The organism is Ornithinimicrobium sp. (assembly GCF_030537745.1).
Lineage (GTDB): Bacteria > Actinomycetota > Actinomycetes > Actinomycetales > Dermatophilaceae > Ornithinicoccus.
Genome location: NZ_JAUNVI010000013.1, coordinates 39,187 through 51,091 on the forward strand (window position 1 = coordinate 39,187; position 11,905 = coordinate 51,091).

6 protein-coding genes are annotated in these 11,905 nt (G+C 65.4%); all 6 read left to right on the forward strand.

Features of this window, described 5'->3' with window-relative positions; translation table 11 throughout:
- The first annotated feature begins 505 nt into the window (after positions 1-505).
- A complete protein-coding gene (gene rpoB / locus Q4P07_RS04810) occupies positions 506-3,979 on the forward strand; it encodes a DNA-directed RNA polymerase subunit beta (protein ID WP_303373762.1) in 3,474 nt (1,157 codons plus the stop codon).
- 117 nt (positions 3,980-4,096) lie between these two features.
- A complete protein-coding gene (locus Q4P07_RS04815) occupies positions 4,097-8,026 on the forward strand; it encodes a DNA-directed RNA polymerase subunit beta' (protein ID WP_303373763.1) in 3,930 nt (1,309 codons plus the stop codon).
- A gap of 409 nt (positions 8,027-8,435) precedes the next feature.
- Entirely contained in the window at positions 8,436-8,810 is a 375-nt protein-coding gene (gene rpsL / locus Q4P07_RS04820) for a 30S ribosomal protein S12 (protein ID WP_303373764.1), read from the forward strand.
- Positions 8,810-9,280 carry a 30S ribosomal protein S7 gene (gene rpsG / locus Q4P07_RS04825; protein ID WP_303373765.1) on the forward strand — a complete coding sequence of 157 codons (471 nt, stop codon included), beginning with the start codon at positions 8,810-8,812 and terminating at the stop codon, positions 9,278-9,280. The genes rpsL and rpsG overlap by 1 nt, the downstream gene beginning before the upstream one ends.
- A 116-nt stretch (positions 9,281-9,396) precedes the next feature.
- Positions 9,397-11,499 carry an elongation factor G gene (fusA, locus tag Q4P07_RS04830; RefSeq protein WP_303373766.1) on the forward strand — a complete coding sequence of 701 codons (2,103 nt, stop codon included), beginning with the start codon at positions 9,397-9,399 and terminating at the stop codon, positions 11,497-11,499.
- 120 nt (positions 11,500-11,619) lie between these two features.
- Positions 11,620-11,905 (forward strand): GTP-binding protein (locus tag Q4P07_RS04835; protein WP_303373767.1); only part of this gene is annotated, 286 nt, incomplete at its 3' end.

The following is an 11,905-nucleotide window of genomic DNA, read 5'->3' on the forward strand; positions in this document are numbered from 1 at the left end:
CACCTGCAGCCACAAGTTGGGCGGCCCGGGTGGGGGGGCGGTGGTGGGGCCGCACCCGCGGCCCGGGGGGGGGCCACATCGCAAGATGAGGCCCCGCCCGTGGCTTTTGTCGGCTGGGTGGGGCCTCATCGCAAGATGAGGCCCTCGCCCGTGGCTTTTGTCGGCTGGCTTTTGCGTGCCAGCAGGCGACCGACACTCCCTATCGACCTCTAGCACTTGACGAAACGGGCAGGGACAGGTCAGAGTTGCTTTCGACAGCGCCGCTGGGTGGGGGACCGGGTGGAGTGTTGGTTGCAGCGCCGCGACCAATTAGACCTAGGTGGCGCGAGTGTGTATGCTGTATCTTTGCGCTGCCCTTCTCCTGCCCCCGCTCACCGCTCACCGACGGTTTCGTGCGTCGCCCTCGTGGCCGCCGCGCTTGACACCGTCGTATCGCCGTGTCTGGAAGCAGGAACCAGGGTAGCGCGAACTAGCCGCCCACCCAGGCCCATGGAAGGACCAATCCTTGGCTGCCTCGCGCACTGCGAAGAAGACTGTGTCCACCGCGAAGACGGCTTCTGGCCGCCTGAGCTTTGCAAAGATTAGGGAGCCTCTGGAGGTACCAGACCTCCTTGCTCTTCAGACCGAGAGCTTTGACTGGCTCCTGGGCAACGAGGCCTGGCAGGGCCGCGTCGCCGAGGCCAGCAAGGGCGGTCGGAAGGACATCCCCTCCGTCTCCGGACTCGAGGAGATCTTTGAAGAGATCTCTCCGATCGAGGACTTCTCCGGCTCTATGTCGCTGAGTTTCCGCGACCACCGTTTCGAGGAGCAGAAGTACTCCGTCGACGAGTGCCAGGAGAAGGACATGACCTACTCCGCGCCACTCTTCGTGACGGCGGAGTTCATCAACAACACCACCGGTGAGATCAAGAGCCAGACGGTCTTCATGGGCGACTTCCCGCTGATGACCCCGCGCGGCACCTTCATCGTCAACGGCACCGAGCGTGTCGTGGTCTCCCAACTGGTGCGCAGCCCGGGCGTCTACTTCGAGCGCAGCCTCGACAAGACGTCCGACAAGGACATCTACTCCGTCAAGGTCATCCCGAGCCGGGGCGCTTGGCTGGAGTTCGAGATCGACAAGCGTGACCAGGTCGGCGTGCGCGTCGACCGCAAGCGCAAGCAGAGCGTCACCGTCCTGCTCAAGGCGCTCGGCTTGAGCGAGGCCCAGATCCTGGAAGATTTCGGCGACTACGAGTCGATCCGGGCCACCCTGGAGAAGGACAACATCGCCACGCAGGACGAGGCGCTGCTGGACATCTACCGCAAGCTGCGCCCGGGCGAGCCGCCCACGCGTGACGCCGCGGACGCGCTGCTGACGAACCTCTACTTCAACCCCAAGCGCTACGACCTGGCCAAGGTCGGTCGCTACAAGATCAACAAGAAGTTGGGTCTGCAGGCGCCGCTGGAGGAGTCGGTGCTCGGCATCGACGACATCGTCGCCACGATCAAGTACCTCGTCGCCCTGCACGCTGGCGAGACCACGATCAACATGCCAGGCGGCGACATGCCGGTCGAGGTCGACGACATCGACCACTTCGGCAACCGTCGCCTTCGCAGCGTCGGCGAGCTCATCCAGAACCAGGTCCGCACGGGCCTGTCCAGGATGGAGCGAGTCGTCCGCGAGCGCATGACGACCCAGGACGTCGAGGCGATCACGCCGCAGACGCTGATCAACATCCGGCCCGTCGTCGCCTCCATCAAGGAGTTCTTCGGCACCAGCCAGCTCTCGCAGTTCATGGACCAGAACAACCCGCTCTCCGGGCTGACGCACAAGCGTCGGTTGTCCGCGCTGGGCCCGGGTGGTCTTTCCCGTGACCGCGCCGGCATGGAGGTCCGTGACGTCCACCCGAGCCACTACGGCCGCATGTGCCCGATCGAAACGCCTGAGGGGCCCAACATCGGCCTGATCGGCTCGCTCGCGTGCTATGCGCGGATCAACCCGTTCGGTTTCGTCGAGACCCCCTACCGTCGCGTCGTTGACGGCAAGGTCACCGACGACGTGGACTACCTGTCCGCCGATGAGGAGGACCGCTTCGTCATCGCGCAGGCAAACGCGCAGCTGGCTGACGATGGCACCTTCCTGGAGGAGCGCATCCTGGTGCGCGCCGGTGAGGGCGAGGCCGTCGACGTGCCCGCACCCGAGGTCGACTACATGGATGTCTCCGCACGCCAGATGGTGTCTGCGGCGACCGCGATGATCCCCTTCCTCGAGCACGACGACGCCAACCGTGCGCTCATGGGCGCCAACATGCAACGTCAGGCGGTGCCGCTGGTTCGTTCCGAGGCCCCGCTGGTCGGGACCGGTATGGAGCACCGCGCCGCGCTGGACTCCGGTGACGTCGTGCGGGCCACCAAGGCCGGCGTCGTCCAAGAGGTCTCGGCCGACCTGGTCACCGTCGCCAACGACGACGCGACCTACACCTCCTACAAGATCAGCAAGTTCACCCGCTCCAACCAGGGCAACTGCTACAACCAGCAGGTCCGGGTCGATGCGGGCGAACGGCTCGAGGTGGGCGCGCTGATTGCCGACGGTCCTGCGACCGACGGTGGCGAGATGGCGCTGGGCCGCAACCTGCTCGTGGCGTTCATGCCGTGGGAGGGCTACAACTACGAGGACGCGATCATCTTGTCGCAGCGCCTCGTGCAGGACGACGTGCTCTCCTCGATCCACATCCAGGAGCACGAGATCGACGCCCGCGACACCAAGCTAGGTCCGGAGGAGATCACTCGGGACATCCCGAACGTCTCCGACGAGGTCCTGGCTGACCTGGACGAGCGCGGGATCATCCGCATCGGCGCCGAGGTCCGTGACGGTGACCTGCTGGTCGGCAAGGTGACCCCCAAGGGGGAGACCGAGCTGACCCCGGAGGAGCGCCTGCTGCGCGCCATCTTCGGCGAGAAGGCCCGTGAGGTCCGCGACACCTCGATGAAGGTCCCGCACGGTGAGACCGGCACGGTCATCGCGGTCAAGGTCTTCGACCGCGAGGAGGGCGACGAGCTTGCCCCGGGTGTCAACCAGTTGGTGCGCGTCTACGTCGCCAACAAGCGCAAGATCACCGACGGCGACAAGTTGGCCGGTCGGCACGGCAACAAGGGTGTCATCTCCAAGATTCTGCCGGTCGAGGACATGCCGTTCCTGGAGGACGGCACCCCGGTCGACGTCGTGCTCAACCCGCTGGGCGTGCCCGGCCGGATGAACATCGGCCAGATTCTGGAGCTGCACCTGGGCTGGATCGCCGCGCAGGGTTGGAAGATCGAGGGCGAGCCCGAATGGGCCGAAGGTATCCCGGCCGACGCCCGCGAGACCGGTCCGCGCACCCGCGTGGCCACCCCGGTCTTCGACGGTGCGGAGGAGTACGAGATCTCCGGTCTGCTGGACTCAACCACGCCGACCCGCGACGGTCAGCGTCTGATCGGACGCTCGGGCAAGGCCCGGATGTTCGACGGCCGCTCCGGAGAGCCTTTCCCCGACCCGGTCTCGGTGGGTTACATGTACATCCTGAAGCTGCACCACCTCGTGGATGACAAGATCCACGCGCGCAGCACCGGGCCGTACTCGATGATCACCCAGCAGCCGCTGGGCGGTAAGGCCCAGTTCGGTGGACAGCGTTTCGGCGAGATGGAGGTCTGGGCGCTGGAGGCCTATGGCGCGGCTTACGCGCTGCAGGAGCTGCTCACCATCAAGTCCGACGACGTCACCGGCCGAGTGAAGGTCTACGAGTCGATCGTCAAGGGCGACAACGTCCCCGAGCCAGGCATCCCCGAGTCCTTCAAGGTGCTCATCAAGGAGATGCAGTCCCTCTGCCTCAACGTGGAAGTCCTCTCCTCCGACGGCACGCAGATCGACCTGCGCGAGTCGGACACCGAGGTGTTCCGCGCGGCGGAAGAGCTCGGCATCGATCTGTCCCGGCGGGAGCCGAGCTCGGTCGAGGAAGTTTAGGTCTGGGTATGCCGTGGGCCGGCGCGCGTGAGCGCGCCAGCCCCGGCACCCAGCCCCACCCCATACCTGGTTAAGCCTTTATCTGCACAACCCGAGATCACGGAGAGAAGGATCCACGTGCTCGACGTTAACTTCTTCGATGAGCTTCGTATCGGCCTGGCAACGGCCGATGACATCCGCGCCTGGAGTCACGGCGAGGTCAAGAAGCCGGAGACCATCAATTACCGCACCCTGAAGCCGGAGAAGGACGGACTCTTCTGCGAGAAGATCTTCGGCCCGACCCGTGACTGGGAGTGCTACTGCGGCAAGTACAAGCGCGTGCGCTTCAAGGGCATCATCTGTGAGCGCTGCGGCGTCGAGGTGACCCGTGCAGGCGTCCGACGTGAGCGGATGGGCCACATCGAGCTCGCTGCCCCCGTCACGCACATCTGGTACTTCAAGGGGGTGCCGTCGCGTCTGGGCTACCTGCTCGACCTGGCGCCGAAGGACCTCGAGAAGGTCATCTACTTCGCGGCCTACATGATCACCTCGGTCGACGAAGATTCTCGTCACCAGGACCTGGCTTCGCTCGAGGCGCAGATCCAGACCGAGAAGAAGGCGATGGAGAACCGTCGCGACGCCGACGTCGAGGAGCGGGCCAAGAAGCTCGAGACCGACCTGGCCGAGCTTGAGGCCGAGGGTGCCAAGGCGGACGCCAAGCGCAAGGTCAAGGACGGCGCCGAGCGGGAGATGAACCAGATCCGTCGTCGCGCCGACCAGCAGGTCGAGCGTCTGGAGCAGGTCTGGGACCGCTTCAAGAACCTCAAGGTCCAGGACCTGGAGGGTGACGAGATCCTCTACCGCGAGATGCGTGACCGTTTCGGCATGTACTTCGAGGGCGGCATGGGGGCGGCGGCGCTGCAGAAGCGTCTGCAGACCTTCGACCTGACCGCCGAGGCCTTGTCGCTGCGCGAGATCATCGCCACCGGCAAGGGTCAGCGCAAGACCCGCGCCATCAAGCGACTCAAGGTCGTTACTAGCTTCATCATCACCAAGAACGAGCCGGCTGGCATGGTCCTGGACTGCGTCCCGGTCATCCCGCCGGACCTGCGCCCGATGGTGCAGCTGGACGGTGGCCGCTTCGCGACCTCCGACCTCAACGACCTCTACCGTCGTGTGATCAACCGCAACAACCGCCTCAAGCGGCTGCTTGACCTCGGCGCGCCCGAGATCATCGTCAACAACGAGAAGCGGATGCTGCAGGAGGCTGTCGACAGCCTCTTCGACAACGGCCGTCGTGGCCGGGCGGTGACCGGACCGGGCAACCGCCCGCTGAAGTCGCTGTCCGACATGCTCAAGGGCAAGCAGGGCCGGTTCCGTCAGAACCTGCTCGGCAAGCGCGTCGACTACTCCGGCCGTTCGGTCATCGTGGTCGGCCCGCAGCTCCGCCTGCACCAGTGCGGTCTGCCCAAGCAGATGGCGCTTGAGCTCTTCAAGCCGTTCGTGATGAAGCGCCTCGTCGACCTGGACCACGCGCAGAACATCAAGTCGGCCAAGCGGATGGTCGAGCGTGGCCGCAGCGTCGTCTGGGATGTGCTCGAAGAGGTCATCACCGACCACCCCGTGCTGCTCAACCGCGCACCGACCCTGCACCGACTCGGCATCCAGGCTTTCGAGCCGCAGCTGGTCGAGGGCAAGGCCATCCAGATCCACCCGCTCGTCTGCACCGCGTTCAATGCGGACTTCGACGGCGACCAGATGGCGGTCCACCTGCCGCTGTCGGCTGAGGCCCAGGCTGAGGCGCGGATTCTGATGCTGTCGAGCAACAACATCCTCAAGCCGGCGGACGGCCGGCCGGTGACCATGCCCACCCAGGACATGGTGATCGGTCTGTTCCACCTCACCTCGCAGGTCGAGCAGGGTGCCCGTCAGAACGACTCGGTCGTCGACGACGAGGGGATCACACACCTGCGGTCCTTCTCCACGGTGGCCGAGGCCCAGATGGCCTACGACGCCGGACAGATCGCCCTCGGCTCGCCGATCCGCGTGCGGGTCACTAGGACTGCCGCGCCGATCGGGCACGTGCTGCCCGAGGATTGCGTGGTCTCACCGGCCGGAGTCGTCGAGCTGCTCGAGCTGGAGACGACCCTAGGTCGCGCCCTGTTCAACGAGGCCCTCCCGGCTAACTACCCGTTCGTCAACGACGTGGTCGAGAAGAAGCGTCTTTCCGGGATCGTCAACGATCTCGCGGAGCGCTACACCAAGGTCGAGGTGGCCGCGAGCCTGGACGCGCTCAAGGAGCTCGGCTTCCACTGGGCCACCCGCTCCGGCACCACGGTGGCGATCTCGGACGTCCAGACGCCGATCCGTAAGACGGAGATCCTCGCTAGCTATGAGACCAAGGCTGCCAAGGTGCAGTTGCAGTACGAGCGTGGTCTGATCACCGACGACGAGCGTCGTCAGGAGCTCGTGGAGATCTGGACCCAGGCGACTAACGAGGTGGCCAAGGAGCTAGAGAGCACGATGCCCAAGGACAACACCATCTACCGGATGGTGACCTCCGGGGCGCGAGGCAACTGGTTCCAGCTGCGTCAGATCGCTGGTATGCGTGGGCTCATGGCTAACCCCAAGGGTGAGATCATCCCGCGTCCGATCAAGTCCAACTTCCGTGAGGGCCTGTCCGTGCTGGAGTTCTTCATCTCCACCCACGGGGCCCGCAAGGGTCTGGCCGACACCGCTTTGCGCACCGCCGACTCGGGTTACCTGACCCGTCGTCTGGTGGACGTGTCGCAGGACGTGATCATCCGTGAGCTGGACTGCGGCACGGAGCGTGGTTTCGTGATGCCGATCGCGGTGCGGACCGAGTCTGGTGCGCTGCGCCAGCATGAGGATGTCGAGGCTGCGGTCTACGCCCGCACCCTGGTGGAGGACGTGACGGACGCCGATGGCACGGTGTTGGCCCAGGCCGGCATCGACCTCGGAGACGTGGTCATCGGCACGCTCATCAGGGCCGGGATCGAGAACGTCAAGGTGCGTTCGGTCCTGACCTGCGAGTCGCACGTGGGCACCTGTGCCAAGTGCTACGGCCGCAGCCTGGCTACCGGCAAGCTGGTCGACATCGGTGAGGCCGTGGGTATTATCGCCGCGCAGTCCATCGGTGAGCCCGGCACCCAGCTGACGATGCGTACCTTCCACACCGGTGGTGTGGCCGGTGACGACATCACGCAGGGTCTACCGCGCGTGGTGGAGCTCTTCGAGGCCCGCACCCCCAAGGCGGTCGCCCCGATCGCCGAGGCCAGCGGCCGCGTCGAGATCGAGGACACCGACAAGTCACGTCGCATCCTGCTCACGCCGGACGACGGCTCCGAGGAGCACGCCTACCCGGTGACCAAGCGTGCGCGCCTGCTCATCCAGGACGGTCAGCACGTGGAGGTCGGCACGCAGCTGGTCTCCGGTGCGATCGACCCCAAGCAGGTGCTGCGCATCCTGGGCCCACGCGCCACCCAGCAGCACCTGGTGGACGAGGTCCAGCACGTCTACCGCCAGCAGGGTGTGTCGATCCACGACAAGCACATCGAGGTCATCGTGCGGCAGATGCTGCGCCGGATCACGGTCATCGAGGCGGGTGACGCGGACGTGCTCCCTGGCACCCTCGTCGAGCGTGGCCGCTTCGAGAAGGAGAACCGTCGGGTGGTCTCCGAGGGTGGACGCCCGGCCTCGGGTCGTCCCGAGCTCATGGGCATCACCAAGGCCTCGCTGGCGACCGACTCGTGGCTTTCTGCAGCTTCCTTCCAGGAGACCACTCGCGTCCTCACCGAGGCCGCGATGGAAGCCAAGAGCGACCCGCTGCTCGGGTTGAAGGAAAACGTCATCCTCGGCAAGCTGATCCCTGCGGGGACCGGCCTGACCCGCTATCGCAACCTCACGGTTGAGCCGACCGAGGAGGCCAAGGCGGCCGCCTATGCCGTGCCCGTCTACGACGAGTTCGACTACGCCGGCACCTTCGGCCAAGGCTCCGGCGAGGCGGTTCGCCTCGACGACCTGCAGGTGGGCGACGACCGCTACTGACCAGCACCGCAGTGACCGCCAGGGGCGGGTAGGCGCCAGGACGGGCCTACCCGCCCCTGGCGTCTGTCCCGATGGCGCGAGGGTGTTTGCCTAGGGTGATTTGGCCGGATGCCCCCACCCCCGGTACTCTGGAGAACTGTGTGTGGGCTAGGTCCTGCACGCGGCGGAATGTAGCGTTACCCGTTTGCGGGTGCGTGGCGTCTCGCACACAATCTCTCGCCGGGCAGTCCGTTCCGGTTCATCCTCGCCACCGTCGTGGCCAGCGGTGGGCCCTGGGGTCGGGAAGTGCAGGGGAGAGCAGCGGTCCAATGCCACTGACCTGGTGGTGCTGGAGCGCGAATGACCAAGGAGTGTGAAGTGCGGTGCACGCCGCGCGGAGCACGGACAACCACGAATGAGAAGAGCATCAGTGCCCACGATCAACCAGCTCGTCCGCAAGGGCCGCCAGGACAAGGTCAAGAAGTCTGACTCCCCGGCCCTGAAGGGCAACCCGCAGCGCCGAGGCGTCTGCACCCGTGTCTACACAACCACCCCGAAGAAGCCGAACTCCGCCCTCCGCAAGGTCGCCCGCGTGCGCCTTACCAGCGGCGTAGAGGTCACGGCCTACATCCCCGGCGTCGGCCACAACCTGCAGGAGCACTCGATCGTGCTCGTGCGTGGCGGTCGCGTCAAGGACCTGCCCGGAGTGCGTTACAAGATCGTCCGCGGTTCCTTGGACACCCAGGGTGTCAAGGGTCGCAACCAGTCCCGTTCCCGTTACGGCGCCAAGAAGGAGAAGAAGTAATGCCTCGTAAGGGCCCCGCTCCTAAGCGTCCACTGATCCAGGACCCCGTCTACGGGTCGACCCTGGTCACCCAACTCGTCAACAAGATCCTCACGGACGGCAAGAAGTCGACCGCTGAGCGCATCGTCTACGGCGCCCTCGAGGGTTGCCGCGCCAAGACCGGCACCGACCCGGTGCAGACCCTCAAGCGTGGGCTGGAGAACGTCAAGCCCGCCCTCGAGGTCAAGTCCCGTCGCGTCGGCGGCGCGACCTACCAGGTGCCGATCGAGGTCAAGCCCAACCGCTCGACCACCCTCGCGCTGCGCTGGCTGGTCGGCTACGCCCGCCAGCGTCGTGAGAAGTCGATGACCGAGCGGCTGATGAACGAGATCCTCGACGCCAGCAACGGTCTGGGAGCAGCGGTCAAGCGCCGCGAGGACACTCACAAGATGGCTGACGCCAACAAGGCGTTCGCGCACTACCGCTGGTAGTCACCCGAGGCAGGCGGCGGCCAGGCGCGCAAGCGCACGGCCTCCGCCCGCCCGGTGCCCACCACACCCCCTTTTTACGAACCTACGACCGAGCCCGAAGCTAGAGAAGAGAAACTGTGGCACAGGACGTCCTGACGGACCTGAGAATGGTCCGCAACATCGGCATCATGGCGCACATCGATGCCGGCAAGACCACGACGACCGAGCGCATCCTGTTTTACACGGGCGTCAACCACAAGATGGGCGAGACCCATGACGGTGCGTCGACGACCGACTGGATGGAGCAGGAGAAGGAGCGGGGGATCACCATCACCTCTGCGGCCGTCACCAGCTTCTGGCACGGCACCCAGATCAACTTGATCGACACCCCCGGGCACGTGGACTTCACCGTCGAGGTGGAGCGCAACCTACGCGTCCTGGATGGAGCGGTCGCCGTCTTCGACGGCAAGGAGGGCGTCGAGCCCCAGTCTGAGACCGTCTGGCGCCAGGCCGACAAGTATGGCGTGCCCCGCATGTGTTTCATCAACAAGATGGACAAGATGGGCGCGGACTTCTACTACTCGGTGCAGACCATGGTGGACCGCCTCGGTGCGCACCCGCTCGTCATGCAGCTGCCGATCGGCGCCGAGGCCGACTTCGTCGGCATGGTGGACCTGGTGACCATGAAGGCCCTGACCTGGCGCGGTGAGACCGCGCTCGGCGAGGCCTATGAGGTCGAGGAAGTCCCGGCGGACCTGCTGGCCAAGGCGGAGGAGTATCGCAGCCTGCTGGTCGAGCGGGTCGCCGAGGCCAGCGAGGAACTGCTCGAGAAGTACCTCGGTGGCGAGCCGCTGACCGAGGAAGACATTAAGTGGGGCGTCCGCACGCTGACCCTGGCCGGCGAGGTCAACCCGGTCTTCTGTGGCACCGCTTTTAAGAACAAGGGCGTGCAGCCACTCCTTGACGGGGTCGTCGACTACCTGCCCTCGCCGCTGGACCTGCCCCCGACCGAGGGTCACAAGCCCGGCGATGAGGAGACTGTTGTCTACCGCTTGCCGGACACCACGGAACCCTTCGCGGCGCTGGCTTTCAAGATCGCTACGCACCCGTTCTTCGGCACCCTGACCTACATCCGGGTCTACTCGGGTGAGATCAGCGCGGGCTCGCCCGTGATGAATGCCACCAAGGGCCGTAAGGAGCGTCTGGGCAAGATGTTCCAGATGCACGCCAACAAGGAGAACCCGGTCGCGAAGGTCTCCGCCGGGCACATCTACGCGGTCATCGGGCTCAAGGACACCACCACTGGTGACACTCTCTGCGACCTCAACGAGCAGATCATCCTGGAGTCGATGACCTTCCCCGAGCCGGTCATCCACGTGGCCATCGAGCCCAAGACCAAGGGTGACCAGGAAAAGCTCGGCATGGCGATCCAGAAGCTTGCGCAGGAAGACCCCACCTTCACCGTCCGGCTGGACGAAGAGACCGGTCAGACTGTGATCGGCGGCATGGGTGAGCTGCACCTCGACATCCTCGTGGACCGTATGCGTCGCGAGTTCAAGGTCGAGGCCAATGTCGGTGCGCCGCAGGTGGCCTACCGCGAGACCATCCGTCGTCCGGTGCTGAAGTACGACTACACCCACAAGAAGCAGACGGGTGGGTCGGGGCAGTTCGCCAAGATCCAGCTCAGCATCGAGCCCATGGACACCAGCGACGGCGAGTTCTACACGTTCGAGAATGTCGTCACGGGTGGCCGCGTGCCCAGGGAGTACATCCCCTCCGTGGACCACGGCATCCAGGACGCGATGGCGCTCGGCATTCTCGCCGGCTACCCACTGGTGGGCGTCAAGGCAACCCTGGTCGATGGGGCCTACCACGACGTCGACTCCTCGGAGATGGCGTTCAAGATCGCTGGCTCGATGGCCTTCAAGGAGGCCGCCCGCAAGGCCGACCCCGCTCTGCTCGAGCCGATGATGGCCGTGGAGGTGCGCACGCCCGAGGACTACATGGGCGACGTGATCGGCGACCTCAACAGCCGTCGTGGACAGATCCAGGCGATGGAGGACATCGCGGGCGCTAAGATCGTTCGGGCACTCGTGCCCCTCTCCGAAATGTTCGGGTACGTTGGTGACCTCCGCTCCAAGACGCAGGGTCGCGCCAACTACACGATGCAGTTCGACTCCTACGCAGAGGTTCCGCGGAACGTCGCTGAGGAGATCATCAAGAAGGTCCGCGGCGAGTGAGCTGACTCACTCCGCCCGCGGAGTGATGGACCCGAGCACCACCTTCCATCAAAACCCACAGACCGTCGCCCCGGTGCCAGCCGGGGACGATCGCACAACAAGTCCAACAGGAGGACCCCAGTGGCTAAGGCCAAGTTCGAGCGGATCAAGCCGCACGTCAACATCGGAACCATCGGTCACATCGACCACGGCAAGACCACGCTGACGGCCGCGATCTCCAAGGTGCTGCACGACAAGTATCCGACCCTCAACGAGGCGTCGGCCTTCGACAAGATCGACAAGGCCCCCGAAGAGCGTCAGCGCGGCATCACGATCTCGATCTCGCACATCGAGTACCAGACCGAGAAGCGTCACTACGCGCACGTCGACTGCCCCGGGCACGCCGACTACGTCAAGAACATGATCA